This is a genomic window from Haladaptatus sp. T7 (genome assembly GCF_026008575.1).
GTDB lineage: Archaea > Halobacteriota > Halobacteria > Halobacteriales > Haladaptataceae > Haladaptatus > Haladaptatus paucihalophilus.
In genome coordinates, this window is record NZ_BROP01000003.1 from 106,472 (window position 1) to 125,767 (window position 19,296).

Annotated in this window: 21 protein-coding genes; 13 read left to right on the plus strand and 8 right to left on the minus strand. The window is 63.3% G+C overall.

Annotated elements, in window-relative coordinates:
• Positions 1–118 precede the first annotated feature (118 nt).
• On the plus strand, positions 119–565 hold the full coding sequence (locus tag OPC11_RS09720) for a hypothetical protein (RefSeq protein WP_007979366.1): 447 nt from the start codon (positions 119–121) through the stop codon (positions 563–565).
• Positions 566–643: 78 nt separating this feature from the next.
• Here the strand turns inward: OPC11_RS09720 and OPC11_RS09725 are convergent, their stop codons facing one another.
• Complete coding sequence (locus tag OPC11_RS09725) at positions 644–976, minus strand: uS10/mL48 family ribosomal protein (protein WP_007979367.1); 333 nt, start codon at positions 974–976, stop codon at positions 644–646.
• Positions 977–1,168: 192 nt separating this feature from the next.
• Here OPC11_RS09725 and OPC11_RS09730 point away from each other — a divergent pair, with 192 nt between their 5' ends.
• The gene (locus OPC11_RS09730; RefSeq protein ID WP_007979368.1) at positions 1,169–1,597 is read left to right on the plus strand and encodes a bis(5'-nucleosyl)-tetraphosphatase; all 429 of its coding nucleotides are present in this window, start codon (positions 1,169–1,171) and stop codon (positions 1,595–1,597) included.
• Positions 1,598–1,629: 32 nt separating this feature from the next.
• Here the strand turns inward: OPC11_RS09730 and OPC11_RS09735 are convergent, their stop codons facing one another.
• Positions 1,630–2,328, minus strand: coding sequence for a PGF-CTERM sorting domain-containing protein (locus OPC11_RS09735; protein WP_264781751.1), 699 nt, complete (start codon positions 2,326–2,328; stop codon positions 1,630–1,632).
• A 136-nt stretch (positions 2,329–2,464) separates the two neighbouring features.
• Between OPC11_RS09735 and OPC11_RS09740 the strand changes: the two genes are divergently transcribed.
• Positions 2,465–3,508, plus strand: coding sequence for a DUF5787 family protein (locus OPC11_RS09740; RefSeq protein WP_264781752.1), 1,044 nt, complete (start codon positions 2,465–2,467; stop codon positions 3,506–3,508).
• A 1-nt stretch (position 3,509) separates the two neighbouring features.
• Here the strand turns inward: OPC11_RS09740 and OPC11_RS09745 are convergent, their stop codons facing one another.
• Positions 3,510–4,010 carry a DUF5797 family protein gene (locus OPC11_RS09745; protein WP_007979372.1) on the minus strand — a complete coding sequence of 167 codons (501 nt, stop codon included), beginning with the start codon at positions 4,008–4,010 and terminating at the stop codon, positions 3,510–3,512.
• Between the two features lie 132 nt (positions 4,011–4,142).
• Between OPC11_RS09745 and OPC11_RS09750 the strand changes: the two genes are divergently transcribed.
• On the plus strand, positions 4,143–4,919 hold the full coding sequence (locus tag OPC11_RS09750; protein ID WP_264781753.1) for an enoyl-CoA hydratase-related protein: 777 nt from the start codon (positions 4,143–4,145) through the stop codon (positions 4,917–4,919).
• A 13-nt stretch (positions 4,920–4,932) separates the two neighbouring features.
• Here OPC11_RS09750 and OPC11_RS09755 read toward each other — a convergent pair whose 3' ends face one another.
• Entirely contained in the window at positions 4,933–6,183 is a 1,251-nt protein-coding gene (locus tag OPC11_RS09755) for an MFS transporter (protein WP_049805643.1), read from the minus strand.
• Positions 6,184–6,325: 142 nt separating this feature from the next.
• Between OPC11_RS09755 and OPC11_RS09760 the strand changes: the two genes are divergently transcribed.
• From OPC11_RS09760 to OPC11_RS09770, 3 genes are all read left to right on the plus strand, one after another.
• Positions 6,326–6,583, plus strand: coding sequence for a hypothetical protein (locus OPC11_RS09760; protein WP_264781754.1), 258 nt, complete (start codon positions 6,326–6,328; stop codon positions 6,581–6,583).
• Between the two features lie 60 nt (positions 6,584–6,643).
• Entirely contained in the window at positions 6,644–6,955 is a 312-nt protein-coding gene (locus tag OPC11_RS09765) for a transcription factor S (RefSeq protein WP_007979377.1), read from the plus strand.
• A 615-nt stretch (positions 6,956–7,570) separates the two neighbouring features.
• The gene (locus tag OPC11_RS09770) at positions 7,571–9,253 is read left to right on the plus strand and encodes a methylmalonyl-CoA mutase family protein (RefSeq protein WP_264781755.1); all 1,683 of its coding nucleotides are present in this window, start codon (positions 7,571–7,573) and stop codon (positions 9,251–9,253) included.
• A gap of 55 nt (positions 9,254–9,308) precedes the next feature.
• On the opposite strand, the gene OPC11_RS09775 is transcribed toward OPC11_RS09770, so the two are convergent.
• Both OPC11_RS09775 and OPC11_RS09780 read right to left on the minus strand, forming a co-directional pair.
• Entirely contained in the window at positions 9,309–9,638 is a 330-nt protein-coding gene (locus OPC11_RS09775) for a DUF1330 domain-containing protein (protein WP_264781756.1), read from the minus strand.
• A 133-nt stretch (positions 9,639–9,771) separates the two neighbouring features.
• Positions 9,772–10,887, minus strand: coding sequence for an aminotransferase class V-fold PLP-dependent enzyme (locus OPC11_RS09780; RefSeq protein ID WP_264781757.1), 1,116 nt, complete (start codon positions 10,885–10,887; stop codon positions 9,772–9,774).
• Between the two features lie 100 nt (positions 10,888–10,987).
• Here OPC11_RS09780 and mce point away from each other — a divergent pair, with 100 nt between their 5' ends.
• Positions 10,988–11,371: a methylmalonyl-CoA epimerase gene (gene mce, locus OPC11_RS09785; RefSeq protein WP_007979382.1), complete on the plus strand. Its 384-nt coding sequence runs from the start codon at positions 10,988–10,990 to the stop codon at positions 11,369–11,371.
• Between the two features lie 117 nt (positions 11,372–11,488).
• Here mce and OPC11_RS09790 read toward each other — a convergent pair whose 3' ends face one another.
• Positions 11,489–13,405, minus strand: a complete 1,917-nt coding sequence (locus tag OPC11_RS09790) for a beta-CASP ribonuclease aCPSF1 (protein ID WP_264781758.1) — start codon at positions 13,403–13,405, stop codon at positions 11,489–11,491.
• A gap of 300 nt (positions 13,406–13,705) precedes the next feature.
• Between OPC11_RS09790 and OPC11_RS09795 the strand changes: the two genes are divergently transcribed.
• On the plus strand, positions 13,706–14,182 hold the full coding sequence (locus tag OPC11_RS09795) for a hypothetical protein (protein WP_007979384.1): 477 nt from the start codon (positions 13,706–13,708) through the stop codon (positions 14,180–14,182).
• Position 14,183: 1 nt separating this feature from the next.
• On the opposite strand, the gene OPC11_RS09800 is transcribed toward OPC11_RS09795, so the two are convergent.
• On the minus strand, positions 14,184–14,588 hold the full coding sequence (locus OPC11_RS09800) for a hypothetical protein (protein WP_264781759.1): 405 nt from the start codon (positions 14,586–14,588) through the stop codon (positions 14,184–14,186).
• A gap of 93 nt (positions 14,589–14,681) precedes the next feature.
• Here OPC11_RS09800 and OPC11_RS09805 point away from each other — a divergent pair, with 93 nt between their 5' ends.
• From OPC11_RS09805 to OPC11_RS09820, 4 genes are all read left to right on the plus strand, one after another.
• Complete coding sequence (locus OPC11_RS09805) at positions 14,682–15,143, plus strand: NUDIX domain-containing protein (protein ID WP_264781760.1); 462 nt, start codon at positions 14,682–14,684, stop codon at positions 15,141–15,143.
• 325 nt (positions 15,144–15,468) lie between these two features.
• Entirely contained in the window at positions 15,469–15,735 is a 267-nt protein-coding gene (locus OPC11_RS09810) for a hypothetical protein (protein WP_264781761.1), read from the plus strand.
• A gap of 190 nt (positions 15,736–15,925) precedes the next feature.
• A complete protein-coding gene (gene proS / locus OPC11_RS09815) occupies positions 15,926–17,383 on the plus strand; it encodes a proline--tRNA ligase (RefSeq protein ID WP_264781762.1) in 1,458 nt (485 codons plus the stop codon).
• Between the two features lie 127 nt (positions 17,384–17,510).
• Positions 17,511–19,184 carry an AMP-binding protein gene (locus OPC11_RS09820; RefSeq protein WP_264781763.1) on the plus strand — a complete coding sequence of 558 codons (1,674 nt, stop codon included), beginning with the start codon at positions 17,511–17,513 and terminating at the stop codon, positions 19,182–19,184.
• The last annotated feature ends 112 nt before the right edge of the window (positions 19,185–19,296 follow it).

A 19,296-nucleotide genomic window follows, 5' to 3' on the forward strand; every position in this document is an offset into this window, starting at 1 on the left:
GACGTCGGCCGCGCCGCGGAGTCAGTTACGTCGGGTTACTCCGTAACCCGCCGCTTACGTCCGCTTTATCCCCGCGAGACGCCTCCCTACGAGTGCGTACCACGGGGGGTACGGAACGATGGAATCGAACGATGCTATAGAACTCCCGAACCCGAGCGATTCGCGTCGGGAGTTCATGAAGAAAGGACTGCTCGCGGCGGGTGCGGTCGGACTCGGCGTTGCAGGGGTGGGGACAGCGGCAGCACAGGACGGGCGGGAAGTACTAGTGTACTTCGACGACTACGTGGCGGACGCGCGGTTCCGCGTCGTCTCACTGCTCCCGGCGTCGATAACCGTGCGGATGCTCTCCCTCCCCGGCGGCGGTGAGGCGGCCGAAATATCGCAACCGGACGACTACAACGGCTACGCGATTCGGTACGACAGAGGAACCGGAAGCGTCGCCGGTGCCTCCTACGTGTTCACCAAAGGGACGCTACGGGAACGGACGAGATACGAGTTCGCGCGGGACGCGACGGTGTTCAGCAGCCGTCTCGGACTTCTCGACACGACCGTCAGTCGGCCATGAAAACTGACGGTCGTGAACCGAGCGGTCGCTGAACCACGTGTTTTTCGAATTCCGGAAGAGAGAAGAAACGAGCGGCGGTCAGGCTTTCCCCATGCCCTGAATCTGTTCGAGTTCGACCTCGACGCGGATTCCCGGCGGGAAGTCCATCTGCGCGACGCGGCGGGAGACGTCGTTGTGACCGACGATTTCCAGTCGTCGGGTGTAGACGGTGTAATCCCAGCTTCGGAACTGTCGCCCTTCGTCGCCGGAGAGCGTCTTGTACTGCGGTACGCGGTGTCGCTCCGGCGGGTCCGAATGCGGTCCGCGAAGGTCAGCCCCTTTTCGTCCGGCCAGCGAGCGAATGTCGGATACCACGCTGTCGAGAACGGGACGGTTCCCGCTCTGGAGTAGTATTTTCGTGATGAAGGTCATGGCTAGCTCTGTAGGCAGTACACAATCCTTCTACGTAAAACGTCTGCTTCCGGCCCGAGGGATTACTCCGCAGGAGATTCGACATTCACCAACGAACTATCACGAGGAATTCAAAACGGAGCGGGCTGGTGGCACGAAAACGCCCGTATTGGTTCGACATTCCTTTAATGGCTAACCTCGTAACTGAACACAATGGCAGTTAACGCTACGAGCGCGGGTGCGATCCTGTTCAGGGATACCCGCGGTCGACGAGAATACCTCCTCCTCAAAAGCCGACCGGGCGATTGGGAGTTCCCGAAAGGCGGCGTGGAGGGTGACGAAGAGCTACAGCAAACGGCGATACGGGAGGTGAAAGAGGAGGCCGGAATCGAAGACTTTCGGCTCCTCGACGGCTTCCGCGACGACTACAGTTACGTCTTCGAGGCGAACGGGACGACGATTCACAAGACCGTCCACCTGTTCATCGCGAAATCGTACGAGGCCAGCGCGGAACTCTCGACCGAACACCGGGACCTGCAGTGGCGCGACTACGAGCAGGCGATAAACACCATCACGCAGGACGGACCCCGCGACATCCTCCGGGATGCGGACGAGTTCCTCGACGAGTACGAAGAGGCCTGAGCGAAGAAAACGAACCGCGGATTTTTCGAGGTCTATTGCCGCCGTGCGAGCAACGCGACCGCCGCGAGCGCGACGACGGAGATACCGACGCCGAACCCGGGTTGACCGCTGCTGTCGGTGGTCGTCGTGGAGTCGTTCGACGTGGTAGTCGTCATGTTGGATTCATCGTACGTCGTCGGGGTGTTCGCCGCGGTCGTCCGCGACCCGTTCGTCGCATCCCCTTTGACGTTGAGACCGCCGTATTCGATGGTGGGAGCGCTGTCCCCGGTTCCGGCGTAGACGGTGATTCCGTACATGTTCGCGGGAAGAGTTCCATCGACCGTCGTCTCGTTTTTGACGGTGAGTTCGTCCGCGTCGGCCTTCGTCGTCAGGGCTGACCCGTCGCCGCTCCCCGCTTTCGCGGTGTCGAAAACGAGGACGACGGTACCGTCGCCGTTGCCGTCGGTGACGCTCGCATTGAGTTTGTAGTCCATCGCGCCGCCGCCGAGTTGGACGGTCATGGCGTCCAAGTCCTCCAGCGTGACGTTCATCGTAACCGTCTCACCCTGCTCGACCTCGTAGATGGAACGATTGAACGAGACCGTACCGTTCGCATCGTTCGACTGGAAGAGCGAGGGGGACTGTACAGCGGGATTGGTCGTGCTCGCCGCGTGTCCGGCGGAACCCGCCGCTGCGGGTCCGGCGAGGAGCGAGACGACCAACAGGGTCGTGAGGGCGTTTCGTAGGGTCATAGATATCGGGGTACCGGTACGGAAACCGGTTTACTCGTCAGTTGACGAGAGGGATTCGTCTTTCTCATCTTCCAACAAATATTTTTTGATATTGCGTAGTCGAATCGCTTACCAGCGCTGGGTGAGAGGGTACCGTATGGACGAATCGGAGTTCGTCTTCGAACTGCGAACCTGCCGGTGGGCCGAGCGACGGTGGCCGCCCGACGGCGGCGACCGGGCCGTCCTCGTCGCCCGACAACTCGGAACGAAGCGCAGACGATGGGATACCGTCGTTATCGAGGTCGATGCGGACGCGTTCGCCCACCGCGCTGACTTCGGCCGCCGTCGCCTGGACGGCGACATGCTCGGCGTCGTTCGACACGCTCCCGCCGAGTGGGAGTGGTACCGGGACGCCCTCCCCGACCCCGACTATCCGTGGCGGTACGTCCGCGAGACGATTCACGAGGCGGACGAACGGGAAATTTTGAAGGTGCGAAAGCGAGGCAACCGCCTCGAAATCAAACGGCGGTACGAGTACCCGGACTGGATTCGGCGCATCGTCGCCATCGAGAACAAACCGGACTTGGACGCCAGCGCGGCCCGCAACTTGCGACCGCAGTTGGAACGGGACGTGGCGCTCTCGTTGGCCGACGAGGTGTGGGTGGCGACGAACGCGACGGGCGAGACGGTCGAACCGGCACTGCTCGAATCGGTACCGGTCGAGGCGGGGATTCTGACGTTCGACGGGCACGACGCCGCAGTGGCGTGGTACCCCCGAACGCTCGACGTGGACGCGCCGGGGACGCGAATCCTCGAACGACCAAGCGGCGGGAAGTACGACCAGTCGGCCGCCCGGTTCGAGTACGTCCCGCCCGAGGAGAAAGCAAAAAAGCGGCTCGAAATCGCGGAACGGGCGTACGAACGGGGATGGCGCACGTACACTCGGACGATGCGTCCGGACTGTCGGCACTTCGAACTGCGGCGGGAGGAGGCGTTGGTACTGCCCTACTGTGACGCGAAATCCTGCCACCAGACCGCGCGGGAGTGTTCCGGGCGGTGCTCGGCGTTCGAACCCGAACCCCCGGCGTGGCGGCAGAAAGGATGGCCCATCGAGGGCGGGCCGGGGAACGCCAGCAAACGACTGCTCGAATCGCGTCGGGAACGCTATCGTCCGGGGCAGTCGGCGTCGGACGCCGAGTGATTCACCCGGACTCTTCGACCGTGATGTCGTCGCGGGCGACGGCGAGTTTGAAGGTCGGGACGGTCCGGTAGACGACCTCGACGACGCCCTTTCGTTTCAGACTCTGGAGCGCGGCGCGCACGTCGTCCACGTCGGGGTCGATATCGAACTCGTCGCGGACGCTGTGCAGGACGGAGACGACGCTCGCCGACCGGTCGTCCGGGTCGGGAACGACGTCGAACACCTGTCGCTGGAGGGTCGGGACGCGGACGACGCTCGGCGCATCGTCTTCGTCGTCGGCGACCATGCCGGGCTCTACGTCCACGAGGTCGTTGGCTTCCGTCGTCGCGCGGATGTAGCTGTTCTCGTCGCGGTAGTAGTACTCCTTCAGTTCGCTTTCGAGATACTGGTGCACTTCGCTCCCGCTCTCCAACCCCCAGCGGTCCTGCAGTTCGCTGTTTTTCGTCGGTTGGAGTTCGACCAAATCGGCGAGACGGTCGCGGGCCTCCTCGGACAACGTCATTGTCGCGTGATTATGACGGGGGGTTATTTCCCAGTTCCGAAGCGACACGAGGAATCACGGGGTGAGCGCGGGCCCGTCGCCGTCACCCGCCCGTCCGCAACGATTAACCGAATACCCCGAGACATCCCACGCATGCCCGAATGGGACACGGTACGATACGAGTTTTCGGACGACGTTGCGACGCTCACGGTCGACCGCCCCGACCGACTCAACGCGTTGAACGTCGAAACGCTCCACGCGCTCCGCGAGGCCATCGACGAAGCGGAGGCGGACGGTGCCCGCGCGCTCGTCCTCACGGGGGCGGGCGAGAAGGCGTTCATCGCCGGAGCCGACATCAGCTACATGCAGGACCTCTCCGTGACCGACGCACAGGAGTACGCGGAGTTGGGCCACGACGTCGCCGACTCGCTCGAAGCGTTTCCCGCGCCCGTCATCGCCGCCATCAACGGCTACACGTTCGGGGGCGGGTGTGAACTCGCGCTGGCGTGTGACCTCCGGGTGGCGAGTTCGAACGCCGTCATCGGTCAGACCGAAATCGACCTCGGCATCATCCCCGGATGGGGCGGCACGCAGCGCCTCTCGCGGTTGGTCGGCGACGAACTCGCCCGTCGGCTCATCTTCTTCGGCGAGCGCATCGACGCCCAGGACGCCCACGAGATGGGGCTGATCGGCGAAGTCGTCGCTCCCGACGAACTCGACGCCCACGTAGAGGAGATGGCGACCGACCTCGCGGAACGCCCGGCGTTCGCCCTGCAAGCCGCGAAGGAGGCGCTGAATCAGGTACAGGAAGGAACCCAGTCGGCGGGACTGCGCTACGAGCGTCGGCTGTGGAGTTCGCTGTTCGGCACGCACGACCAGCGGGAGGGGATGGCGGCGTTCGTCGAGGACAGGGACCCGAACTTCGACTGAGGAAAGAGCGTTTTCAATCCTGTGGCGTCGGACGGGCGTCCGGGGGTTTCGTAACCGTCTCTTCGACCTGCGTGTAGACGAGGGCGGCCCCGAGCGCCGCGAGGACGCCGCCGACTTCGAACGGCACTTGGAAGCCGAACTTGACGAGGAATCCCGAGGAGAGCGGCCCGATGGCGGTGCCGAGACCGAACGCCATGGTGAGAAGGGAGAGTTGCGTCCCGGACTGTCCCTTTCGTGCGATGTCGCCCGCGAGCGCCAGCGCGGGGGCGAACACGAGCGCACCGGCGACGCCCTGTACGAGTCGGGCGATCAGCATCTCCACCGGCGTTCCGACGAAGCCCTGTACCACCGTGGCGGGGATGAGCAGGACGAGTCCGGCGACGATAAACTGTTTTCGGCCGTAGCGGTCCGTCGCACGGCCGATGGGCGTCTGGAGGGCGACCTGTGCGAGGACGAACGCCGCGAACTCGATGCCGAACCACAGTTCGTTCTGTCCGAGTCGCCGGTTGATGGTCGTCTCCAGCGTCGAAATCAACGCGATGCTGATGGCCATGAACAGCGAGGCGAGCGCCAGCGTGAAGATGGGGTCGAGACCGCCGCGCGAGCCGAGAATCGTGATGGAGAAGTCGTCGGCCGCCTCGGCGTCGGCCTGTTCGGGGTCGCTCACGAGCAGCGTGACGAGCGCGAAGCTGATGAGCGCCCCCAAGGAGGCGATGTAGAAGGCGGATTCGAAGCCGGTCATGTGGATGCCAGCCACGGTGTAGGGACCGTTGTGAACCAGCGCACCGGCCGCTATCGGCCCGGCACCGAATCCGAGCAGTCGGAACGTGTTGAACACGCCCATGTTTCCGCCGCGGTTCTCGTCCGACGCGAGGTCGTTGACGAGCGCGATGGTGCACGGGATGGTGAAGGCCACGCCGATACCCTGAACGGCGCGAATGGCGACGAGCGCGGGGTAGCTACTGGCCAAGGAGAACGAGAAGTTCGTCACCGCCAGAATTCCCAGTCCGAGCAGGATGAACACTTTCCGCCGCTCGGATTTGTCCGAGAGGTATCCCGCGAACGGTTGCGTGAAGCTGTTCAAGAAACCGAACAGGGAGAGGACGATGCCCGTGATGGCCGTCGCGGTGAGTCCGAAAGAATTCCCGGTTATCACGCCGCTGGTAATGTAGAGCGGGAGAACGATGATGAGAAACGAATTGCCAGCCGAGTCGGCCATCCGTGCAATCGCCAAAGCTAGCACTCGCCTGTCCACACTGAACATTCGAGTCGAAATACCGACTGCACGGTGAAGACAGTTGTGATGGCGGTCGTCGTGGCAGCAATCGCGGGGGTGAGGGAGCGGTAACGGCGGTTCGAGAAGGAACGCGATAACACCTAAGCACGACCGGGGCGTCTGTGCTACCATGGCACAAAGAGTCAAATACAATCGGGTCGAGTCGGTGCTTCGAGAACTCTCCTATCCCATTCTGCGGGAGGACGCGGCCATCGAGTTGGACGAGACGACGCTCGTCCTCGCCGAGGGCGAGGAGAACCTCGGCGGCCTCATCGCCCAGACCGACCAAGAGGAGTACGAGTCCGCGCGCGACCTCGAAACGGAGATCAACAACGTTCTCCCGCGCGAAGCGGTCGGCGAACCGTACCAGTCGGAGGGGGAGGGATAAGCGAAAAAAGCGCGGAAAGCACGCTACTTAAATGGCCGCGTTTGTTAGTCCGGGACAACAATGGAGTTCTGTGACGAGTGCGGTTCCATGATGAAAGCAAACGACGGGTTCTGGGTCTGTGGTAGCTGCGGCCACGAGACTCCGCGGGGCGACGCCTCGGAGTACGTCATCACCGAGGACCAAGAGGCGAGCGAAATCATCGAGAGCGGCGGCGGCAGCAACGGCCTCCCGACGACCGAGGTGCAGTGTCCTAACTGCGACAACGACCAGGCCTACTGGTACCTCCAGCAGATTCGCTCGGCCGACGAGAGCGAGACCCGCTTTTTCGTCTGTACCGAGTGCGAACACAAGTGGCGCGAAGACGACCACTAAACGTAGATTTTTCACCATCAGGTTCTCTCCCACGTCTACAAACAGGGATTTTTCCGTCGGATTTCAAAAATGACGGCGTAGAGTAAACTCCGAAAGCCCCCGCCCGGTCGTCGCATGTCGTTTTTGATGGAACGGTGATTGACGTCCGTGAGAAGCAGTTTTCGAAAGCTCCCGTCCGGTCGCGGTCGCTCGCCGACATATCGCGGACCGAGCGGTGCGGAGAGGTCCGCGATAGGGGTCACCGAGACGACCACAGCAAACGCGACCGGACGGCCCCTTTCAATCCCACCCAGCACGGCACCGCGACGGCCACATCCTCCCCAGCCGATTCCTTCGCATCCGCTCAGTCATCCCTCGCATGGTACTCAACGGACCTTCGGCCGCAATGGCCTCAGGCCCGTTGACGCACGCGCCGACGTAGTTTGTCCAGATTCGCGTGCCTCTGATTCTCTGTCGTGTCGTACACTGACAAGGGCTTTCAGGACTTTACTTGTCTTACCGTCTTCTCGTCGCCATCGAAACGGACGTCTACACGTATCGAACGACTACATTCTTCTGTCGCCCTCGAAGTCGTCCGTCAATCCTTAAGACGAATCGTCGACAACAGTTCAGGCAATGTTTGACGCGGACGACCTCGACGAAATCCGCCGGGGGAAAGACGAGTGGGAAGCGGAGACGCTCGACCCGACGCTGGAGCGGTTCGGCGAGCGAAAGGAGGAGTTCACGACCGACACGGACGGACAGACGGTAGAGCGCCTCTACACGCCGAACGACGTCGCCGACACGGACTACGAGGAGGACCTCGGCTATCCGGGCGAGGACCCCTACACCCGCGGCGTCTACCCGACGATGTACCGCGGGCGACTCTGGACGATGCGCCAGTACGCCGGGTTCGGGACGGCCGAAGAGACCAACGAGCGGTATCACTACCTCATCGACAACGGCCAGACGGGGCTGTCGGTGGCGTTCGACCTGCCGACGCAGATGGGCTACACCTCCGACGCCGCGATGTCGGCGGGGGAAGTCGGGAAGTCGGGCGTCGCAATCGACTCGCTCGCGGACATGGAGGCGCTGTTCGACGGGATTCCGCTGGACGAGGTGAGCACGTCGATGACCATCAACGCGCCCGCGTCAGTGCTGTTGGCGATGTACATCGCGGTGGGCGACCGGCAGGGCGTCTCCCGCGAACAGCTCCGCGGAACGATTCAGAACGACCTGCTCAAGGAGTACATCGCGCGGAACACGTACATCTTCCCGCCCGAACCGTCGATGCGCATCATCACGGACATCTTCGAGTTCTGCGCCGAGGAGGTGCCGAAGTTCAACACCATCTCGATTTCCGGCTATCACGTCCGCGAGGCGGGCGCGACGGCGGCACAGGAACTCGCGTTCACGCTCGGCAACGGTATCGAGTACGTCGAGGCCGCGCTCGACGCGGGATTGGACGTGGACGAGTTCGCGCCGCAACTCTCGTTCTTCTTCAACGCGCACAACGACATTCTGGAGGAGGTGTCGAAGTTCCGCGCCGCGCGGCGGATGTGGGCGACCATCATGGAGGAACGCTTCGGCGCGGAGAACCCCAAATCGAAACAGCTCAAGTTCCACACCCAGACGGCGGGGTCGACGCTCGCCGCCCAACAGATAGAGAACAACGTCGTCCGCGTGGCGTACCAAGCGCTGGCGGCGGTTCTCGGCGGGACCCAGAGCCTGCACACGAACGGCAAGGACGAGGCGCTGGCGCTGCCGACGGAAGAGAGCGTACGGACCGCGCTCCGCACCCAGCAGATTCTGGCCCACGAGAGCGGCGTGGCGGACACCATCGACCCGCTGGCCGGGAGTTACTACGTCGAGGCGCTCACGGACGACTTGGAAGAAGAGGCGTTCGACCTGCTCGACACCATCGACGAGAAGGGCGGCATGCGCTCGGCCATCGAGAGCCAGTGGGTCCAGCGCCAGATTCAGGACGTGGCCTACGACCGCCAACAGGAGATAGAGTCCGGCGAGCGGACCATCGTCGGCGTCAACGAGTTCGAGGTGGACGAGGAACCCGAGATGGACATCCAGGAGGTCACGGAGGAGGACGAACGCCGACAGATAGACCGCCTGAACGAGGTCCGTGAGGAACGGGACGACGGGGAAGTCGAGGAGACGCTGACCGCGCTCCGCGAGGCCGCGGAGGGGAACGACAACCTCATGCCGTACATCGTGGACGCGGTGAAGGCCTACGCGACGGTGGGCGAAATCTGTAACGAACTCCGGGACGTGTTCGGCGAGTATCGGCCGGGCACGGCGATTTAATCGGGCGAGTCGAACTCCCTCGACCCGTCTCGAAAAGTGCTTGCTGAGTACCTCTTCAGCCGAGGTCGTCGGGCGAGAACGAGGCGGTGATTATCAAATCGGTGTACTCGCAGGTCTCGTGGCGAACCTGCCTGAGTTCCTGATAGGTATCGTCGTTGTACCACTCCTCGGCGGCTTCGACGGACGGGAATTCGAGGACGACGGTCAAGGAGTGGTCCCAGTCGCCTTCTATCACGTCGATATCAGTCGAGCCGACGAGTACCTCGCCATCGTGGTCCGCAATCGTCTCCCCGGTGGCAGGGAGGTACTCGTCCATGAAGCGGTCCACGTCGGTTATCCCGTCGACGGCGATAACGTATCCCTTTCGTTGCGTGTCGTGAGACATCCTTCTTCCCCCACCGTCGGCCGATACCGAACTCCTCGGTCCGACGGACGCATTCCACGACAACCTCTGACACGATGAACGTATGGGGTACGGTCGGCCCGATTCGAGGAGAGGAGGGACCGTAGCTCGGCACTCAGACGTACGCCAACAGCGCGTCGATGTCGTCCGCCGTGTTGAACACGTGGACGGAGGCGCGGACGGAGTTGGTCGGATACGGCAGCGAGCGGATGCGAATCCCCTCGCCAGCGAGTCGTTCGACGAACGCGTCCGGGTCGTCCACTTCGAAGGTCACGAGGCCGGACTCGTACTCGCGGGGACTCAGCAATCGCGCGTCGTCGGACGCGACGAGGCCCTCTTTCAGTCGGTCGGTTAGTTCCCGGATTCGGCTCTCGATGGTGTCGTACCCGACTTCCTCGATGACGTCGATGGCTTCCCCCAGTCCGGCGTACGGTGCGGGCGAGACGGTTCCCACTTCGAGTCGGTGCGCGCCGGGTTCGTAGGCGTACGCCTCGGCGTTGGGGTCCTCGACGCTCCGATAGCCGATGTGGGCCGGGTTCAGATGGCGTTCCGCTCCCGAACGGACGGAGACGAATCCGGCACCGAACGGCCCCAACAACCACTTGTGACCGGCACCGGCGACGAAATCGGCGTCCCATTCGGTCACGTCGAGCGCCATCTGGCCGGGACACTGCACGGCATCCACGAGAACGAGCGCACCCGCATCGTGGGCGATGTCGGTGAGTTCCCGCACCGGAAGCATCGTCCCGTGCGTCCACGTCAGCGCGCTGAAACAGACGAGTTTCGCGTCGGTTACGGCGTCTTTCACCGCATCGAGGTCGAGTCGTCCGTCCTCGCTCGAAAGAACGTCCGTCTCCACGCCCTGTCGCTCCAACCGCTTCCACGGGAGGATGCCCGAGGAGTGTTCGAGGTCGGTTCGAACGACGCGGTCGCCGGACTCCCAATCGAGCGCGGCGGCGATTCGGTTGATGCCGTCCGTCGTGCTCTGGGTCAGCGCGATTTCCTCGGCGGTCGCGCCGAGGTGGTCGGCGACCGTCTTCCGGGTCCGGTCCAGCACGTCGAACGTGAACGGATACATCCCCTCGTCGGCCGGTGTCTCGTACTCGTGGCGTTCGAGACAGGATTCGTTGGCCTCGACGACGCGGGTCGGGCTGGGGCCGCTCGCGCCCGTGTTCATGTACGTCGTCCGTTCGAGCGCGGGGATGTCGGCTCGCAAGGCAGTGGGTTCCATCGGATACTATCATGCACGGTACGCCTAATAATTCCCACCTCGCGGCAATCCGGTCGGCCGAATCACCACCGTTATGCCGCGATACGGCCATCGTTTCCGCATGCAGATAGACCACATCGGCATCGCAACCGACGATGCGGCCGGACTCGCGGAGACGTACGAAGCGCTGTTCGACGCCCCCGTCGCCCACGAGGAGGAGTTCGACGGACTCCGCGTCGTCTTCCTCGATTTCGGTGGCAGCTACTTCGAACTGCTCGAACCGCTCGAAGACGGAACGATTTCTCGGTATCTCGACAAGAACGGGGCGGGAATCCACCACGTCGCGCTCGAAACCGACGACATCGAGGGCGCGCTCGAAACGGCGCGCGAGCACGGCGTCGAATGCATCGACGAGGAACCGCGACCCGGCGCGTGGGGTCACGACGTGGCGTTCCTCCACCCGAAATCGACGGGCGGCGTGCTGGTGGAGTACGTCGAACACTGAAACGAATCCTCAAAACCAGTCGTCCGCTCGCAGTTCGTTCGGCGTTCGGCGTCCGAACGGTTCCACGTAGAGCCGTAAAACGGACGAACGGGGCGTCTCAGAACCGAGTTCCGGCGTTCACTTGAACCGGAACGTCTCCAGATTCTTCGGCGCGAACGTGCGGATGTTGAAGTCGTGGTAGAGCGACGAGGAGAGGTCTTGGGTGGAACTCTCGTCGCCGTGGACACAGAGCACCTTCTCGGGGCGGGGGTTCATCGTCTTGACGAAGTTCATCAACCCGGCGCGGTCGGCGTGGCCGGAGAAGCCGTCCACGGTTTCCACGTCGAGTTCGAGGTTGAGCGTCTTGTTCCGACCGCCGCGTCCGTTGATCGGGATTTCGTCCCACCCGCTCTGGATGCGGCGACCGAGGGTTCCCTGTGCCTGGTAACCGACGAACACCATCGTGCTGTCCGGGTCCGGGCCGATGTGTTCGAGCCACGACATGATGGGACCGCCGGTGACCATCCCGGAAGTCGAGAGGATGATACACTGGTCGCCGTCCGCGACGTCCTGTCGTTCCTCCTCGCCGCCGTCGATGTGGTTGAACTGCGGCGCGAGGAACGGGTTCTCGTCCTCGTGGAAGATACGGTCTCGGAGGTCGTCGCGCAGGTATTCGGGGTACGTCGTGTGGATGGCCGTCGCCTCCCATATCATCCCGTCGAGGTGGACGGGCATCTCCGGGATGTCGCCGTTTCGCATCGCCTCCTCGATGACGAGCATCATCTCCTGTGACCGACCGACCGCGAACGCGGGGATGACGACCTTGCCGCCCTTCTCGTACGTCTCGTTGATGACCTTCTTGAGTTTCTCCTCCGAATCCTTCTGGTCGGTCTGGTAGTCGTTCCGACCGCCGTAGGTCGATTCGAGGATGAGCGTTTCGACGCGCGGGAAGTCGTTCACCGCGCCGTTGAACAGGCGCGTGTCGGTGTAGTGGATGTCGCCGGAGAACGCCACGTTGTACAGGCCGTCGCCGATGTGGAAGTGCGTCACCGCGGAGCCGAGGATGTGACCCGCGTTGTGGAACGTGAGTTTCACGTCGGGCGCGATGTCAGTGACGTCGCCGTACTCCAGCGGAATGGTGTGTTTGAGCGCTTCCCGAACCATCTCGCTCTCGTACGGCGGGACGCGGCCCTCCTTCGCGGCCACGTCGAGGTAGTCGAGTTGGAGCAGTCCCATCAGGTCGCGGGTCGGTTCGGTCGTGTAAATCGGGCCGTCGTAGCCGTACTTGAACAGGAGCGGAATGAGCGCGCTGTGGTCGAGGTGAGCGTGGGTGAGCACCACGGCGTCGATGGTGGCGGCACCCGCGCCGAGCGCCTCCTCGACTTGGAGGTACGGCACGTCGTCGGAACCGGGCTTGTCGCCACAGTCGATGAGGATGCGGGTTTCGGGCGTCGAGAGGATGAAGCTCGCCCGACCGACTTCGCGGCAACAGCCGAGCGTCGTGACGCGGACCCACTCCTCGTCGCTCATCTCCTCGCGGTGTATCTGTCGGCCGACCTTCTCCAGGATGTTGCGACGGTCGTCGCGTTCCTGTTTGAGGAAGTTCCGGACATTGGAAACCGTCGAGGATTCGATGGGCGGCGTCCTGACGACTTCGGGCGTCCAGCCGACTTCTTGGGTTATCTCTCGGAGCGTACTCCCGTGCTTGCCGATGACCATGCCGGGTTTCTCGGCCTGAATGACGACTTCGCCGGTATCGGCGTGGAAGTCGAGGTCCGTCACGCCCGCTTCCTCGGGGATGACGTCAAGGATGTCCTCGCGCGCCGTGTCGGGGCGTGAGAGGACGTCGGGGTCGGGGCGAACCGTGATGCGCTTTCGCAGTTGGCTCGCCAGCTTTCGGATCAGGTCGCCGTTGCGCGCGAACTTCTTCGGGTCGCGCGTGTAGACGACGAGTTCCGGCCCTTCGTACTTGACGTCGGATACCGAAATGTCGCTCGGGAGTTCGCTCGTAATCGTTGCTTTGAGGTCTTCGAGTTGTTGCTCTACTTTACTCATGGTGAAAACAGTCCGCTTCGTCCGTTGGGAGAGCGAATGCTGTTGGTCCGGCGTATCTGGGATTGTCGCAGTCGGTGGTTTCGAACACCGTGACCACTACGACGTATACAGCACAGCATAGATTGTCTCGCTTGTTCTGCGGGATTGGAGCATACGCGTCAACGCGCATAATGTGGTCCTGGTCTCCGAAAGCAAACTGCTCATGGGTGACACAGGAAAACCCGCTTATCCCCCACTAAACGGTGTGGTTATAAAAGCCTTCTCAAAACCCCTAAATCTACTCTCCACGACGTATTCCCCATGCAACTCTCCCCTGCGACCGTCGCGGACGAACACGAGTGGGTCCGGGAACGAACGGAAGTCGTATCGCTCATCGACGACGTTCGAGCGAACCTCGGCGAGGCGTTCGGCACGGAGGTCGATTCCGTCTCCGTCGCCGACTACCGACGCGAAGTGGACGCCGTGTTCGCCGACGGCGACCTCGCGGTGAACGTCGCCGCACTCGTCGCCCTACTCCGTGACCTCGACGTCGAAAACGACTACCCCGGATTCGTCGTGGACGAACTCCTCGGGCGAGAACTCGCCGGAATGATTGCCGGGAACCAACCCCTCCGCCTGCTCGGCGAGGCCACGTTCCACTACGCGGACATCATGCACCACGTGGACGACGAGGCGGCGGGCGTGGACGACTTGGACGCCGCCCTCGCCGCCGGATTCCAGACGCGACTGCCGGGGTGGGACTGGACGGAAGGCGAAAGTCCGTTTTCGGTGAAGTGAGTTAGACCTCGGCGTCTGCGTCCACTTTGAAATGTCGCCCGCCGCGCATCATGTCGAAGCCGAAGAAGGCGAGCGAAAGCGCGCCGACCGCGTTCACCGCAATCCAGCCGAGTCCGTTGTCGGCGAGAACGCCGGTGAACAGGAACGACACCGCGAGGCAAACGTATCCCAGACCGGCCAACCGATACCAGCCCACGTCCCACGGCAGTTCGACACCCGAAAGTATCAACAGGAGACCGCCGAGGATGCCGACTCCGAACTGCGCGAGTTGTTCGAGGTGGGACAACGCGCGCGGTCCGAACAGGACGAGAAAACCGGCGTTCAGCAACAGCATGAACGCTCCGAGCCACTTGAACCACCGGCGCTTCGGTCCGCCCGTGGGTGCGCTGATGACCGGCGCTTTCATGATTTCGTGTTGATTGGCTGAACGTAAAAGGGTTCGCCCCGGCCCCTCCGACCGTTCGGAACACTGATTAAATCGGAGTGACAGCGAACAGACATGCAACCCGCGACGCTCTGTTATCCGATTCGCGGCGACGAAATCCTCCTCATCCGCAAGAAACGCGGCCTCGGCGAGGGGAAACTCGTCGGTCCCGGCGGAAAAGTCGAGGACGGCGAGACGCCCCGCGAGGCCGCGGTTCGTGAGGTCGAGGAGGAGGTTCGCGTCTCCGTTGAGAATCCGACCAAGGTCGGCGAGTTCGAGTTCGTCTTCGGCGAGAATCCGGAGATGTTCGTCCACGTCTTCCGCGCCGAGGAATTTTCGGGAGCCCCCCAAGAGACCGAGGAGGCCGACCCGCGATGGTTCGACGTCGAGGACATTCCCTACGGCGAGATGTGGGAGGACGACCGCCTCTGGATGCCGTATTTGCTCTCGGGAGAGCCGTTTTCCGGGTGGTTCCGGTTCGATTCGGACGGCGACGAGATGCTCGAAGAGGAGTTGGAAACCGGCGTGGAATTTTGAGTGCGAATTCGCGTCTATTGACGAATCGTGTTCGGTACTCGTCTGCAATCCGTCCGTTCGCTACGATTCGTGGCTGTATTGCTGTGATTGCAAATACAGACGTCAATGAAACCGCAACCGCTACCGCCCACACGCCTCCCCAACCGACTCCTTCGCGTGCGCTCAGTCGTCCCTCGCGCTGGCCAGGCGGCCCGCAACCTGCGGTCGGTTGCGGGCCTTCTGACGCACGCGCCAGTGTGGCTGGTCCCTATCTCGCGGACGAATTTCCACAGTGGCGCGCGCTGATGGGGTGGTGAGGCCAGCGAGGTTTCTTCGAAACCTCTGGGTGAGCGGTGAAATTGCCGAGCAACGCTCGGCAGTCAGCCAGACGGAGTCTGGCGAAACCGCGAACCAGCGGTGCGGACGGCCGAACCAACCCCTCGAAGCCGCGCGAGGGATGACGACCGAGGAGCGCCAGCGACGAGCGGAGGAGTCGGTTGGGGAGGATGTGGTTCGGGGCGGTTGCGGTCGGGTGGGAATGAAAGGGGCCGTCCGGTCTCGCGTTCATCGTGGTTGTCTCAGTGACCCCTCTCGACGCTGGCGAACGAAGTGAGTCAAGGAGAGATGTCACTGAGCAACCGCGAGCGTGGCGGGGGCTTTCGAGATCTGCTTCTCAGTAACTGCAATCACAGCGAAACCAGACTACCTCCGAAGAAGTAAACGCACTCCTCGAACGTCCAAAATCACCCCTCCTTGCCGTCGCTTCAGGACATTTAAGAGTGCAACCGGACTGGATAGGAGTAATGAGCAACGACGACCAGGAACTCGGCATCACCGAGTCCAAATCGTACAGTCCCGGCGACTGGTACGCCGAAGTGGTTCTGAAGGCGGGTCTCGCCGACTACGCGCCGATGGGCGGGTTCATCGTGACCCGGCCCCGCGGGTACGCCCTCTGGGAGGGCCTGCAGGACCACCTCGACGGCTGGTTCAAAGACACGGGCGCGCAGAACGCCTACTTCCCCGCGCTCATCCCCGAGAGCTACCTCGAACGCGAGAGCGACATCGTGGAAGGGTTCGACCCGGAAGTCGCGTGGGTCACCCACGGCGGGCACGACGAACTGGACGAGCGCCTCGCGTTCCGCCCCACCAGCGAGAGCATCATCACGCCGTTCATGAGCCAGTGGGTGCGGAGCCACCGCGACCTGCCGCTCCGACTCAACCAGTGGTGTAGCGTGATTCGGTGGGAGGCGACGGACACCAAGCCGTTCTTCCGCACGAAGGAGTTCCTCTGGCAGGAAGGTCACACGGCCCACGAGACCGAGGAGGAGGCGTGGGACGAGACGATGACCCGCCTCGAGCAGTACCAGCGGGTCTTCGAGGAGGTGCTGGCGATTCCGGTCATGCCCGGCCGCAAGCCCGAACACGACAAGTTCCCCGGCGCGGACACCACGACGACCGTCGAGGCGCTCATGCCCGACGGCAAGTCGGTGCAGGGCGCGACGAGCCACTACCTCGGGCAGGGCTTCGCAGAGGCGTACGACCTCTATTTCACCGACGAGAACGAGGACGAGCGCGTGGCCCACACCACCTCGTGGGGGCTGTCGTGGCGCGCGCTCGGGGCACTCATCATGACCCACAGCGACGAACAAGGGTTCGTCTGTCCGCCCACGCTCGCGCCCGAGCAGGTCGTCATCGTCCCCATCTGGCAGGAGGAAAACCGCGAAGAGGTGCTCTCGTACGCCGAGGGTATCGCCGAGGACCTCGAAGAGGCGGGCGTCCGCGTCGAACTCGACGACCGCGACGAGCGCAACCCCGGTTTCAAGTTCAACGAGTGGGAACTGAAGGGCGTCCCCGTCCGCTTCGAAATCGGCCCGCACGAGGTCGAGGACGACGAGATTACGGTCGTTCACCGACCCGACGGCGAGAACGTCGTGGAGGACCGCGCGGACATCACCGAGACCGTCGAGGACCACTTCGACGCGGTGTTCGACAAGATGTACGAGGCGGCCGAGGAGAACCTCGAAGACAACATCCGGGAAGCCGACTCCCGCGCCGACATCCTCGGCACCATCGGTCAGCACGGCGGCTACGTGAAAACCGCGTGGTGCGGCGACGAGGACTGCGAGGCCGAAATCAAAGACCAGATTTCGGCGGAAATCGTCATGGTGCCCCTCGACCGCGACGAGGAACCGTGCGGCGACGAGTGTTCCATCTGCGGCGACGAGGCCGAGGAGACGGCCTACTTCGCCAAGTCGTACTGAACTGAACTGGACTGAAGACGCGGACTCCCTTTTCTCGCCGAGGTGCCGACCGAGACAGGTGAACCGTGGAGTGGACCGTGATATGTGAACCTTGGATTAGATAGTCCCGCGCGTGCAACGAGGTACCATGCCGCGGTACGTCACACTCGACGACACGTACGAAGCCGCCCGCGAGAACTTCTCGTGGAACCTCCCCGAGAGCTTCAACGCCGCACACGACCTGCTCCGAAAGCACGACGACCCGAAGGGGTCCGTGGCGCTGTTCCAAGCCTACCCCGACGGCCGACGGGAGACGTACACCTTCCACGACATCGACGTGCTGTCGAATCGGGTCGCAAACGCCCTCTCGAACCTCGGTGTCGGATTCGGCGATAGGGTCGCGGTCGCCCTCCCGCAGAAACCCGAAAATCCCATCACCCACCTCGCGTGCTGGAAGCTCGGCGCGGTGTCGGTACCGCTATCGGTGCTGTTCGGCTCCGAGGCGCTCGGCTACCGACTCGACGACAGCGGCGCGACGGTCGCCGTGGTGGACGCGTCGGTTCGCCCGACGGTGGACGAAGTTCGAGACGACTGCCCCGACCTCGAACACGTGGTCGAGGTGGACGGGGACGAGGACGTGGACGAGGACATGGACGGGGGCGATGCACGGAGTTTCGAGGAACTGCTTCGGGACGGCGGGCGCTCGTTCGACCTCGCGGAGACGACGCCCGAGACGCCCGCAATCGTCATGTACACGAGCGGTAGCACCGGGCCGCCGAAGGGGGTTCTCCACGGGCACCACGTGTGGGTGGGTCACTGCCCGACGTACTCGATGGTTTTCGAGCGAAACGTCCTCGGGAAGACGGTGGCGTGGACACCCGCGGACTGGGCGTGGATCGGCGCGCTCGGCGACCTGCTCTTTTCCTCGTGGCACTACGGCCGCCCGGTCGTCGGCTATCCGATGGGGAAGTTCGACGCTGAGGAGGCGTTCGAACTCGTGGAGGAGTTCGGCGTGACGGACGCGTTCATCCCGCCGACGGCCATCCGCATGATGATGGAAGTGCCCGACCCGACCGACGCCTACGACCTCGACCTCGACGCCATCAGTACCGGCGGCGAACCGCTGACACCCGAGATTCTGGCGTGGGCCGAAGAGGAACTGGCGGGCGTCGCGGTGAACGAACTGTACGGCCAGACGGAGGCGAACCTGCTCGTCGCCAACTGTGGGGACTGGTTCGAGGCGAAACCGGGGAGCATGGGGAAACCCGTTCCGGGCCACGACGTCGCCATCGTTGACCCCGACACCGGCGAGGAACTACCGCGCGGCGAGGTCGGCCAAATCGCGGTGCGAAACCCCACCGAACCCGCGATATTCGAGGAGTACTGGAACGCCCCGAAGAAAACCGAGTCGGTTCGAGTCGGCGACTGGCACCTCACCGGCGACCTCGCGGTGCAGGACGAGGACGACTACATCTGGTTCAAATCGCGCGACGACGACCTCATCATCACGAGCGGCTACCGCGTCGGACCCGGCGAAATCGAGAAAGCCGTCCTCGAACACGAGTCGGTCGAACAGGTCGGCGTCGTCGGCGTCCCGGACGACACGCGCGGGGAAATCATCGCGGCGTTCGTCCAACCCGTTTCGGGAGTCGAGGGGACCGACGCGCTCCGCGAGGAGATACGAACCCTCGTCCGGGACCGCCTCGCGGAGTACGAGTATCCGCGTCGAATCGAGTTCGTCGCCCGACTGCCTCAGACGACGACCGGGAAGATTCAGCGAACGGAGTTGCGGGAGCGGGCGGTCGAGGAATCCAGTTCGTGAGCTATTGGTATAAATTCACATACGGATTGCTCTGACGCCTCCTGACGGGTATTATAAACCGTTTATACCGCGGACCGGTTGTGTTCCGTCGAAAGGCCGCTCACCGATGCGG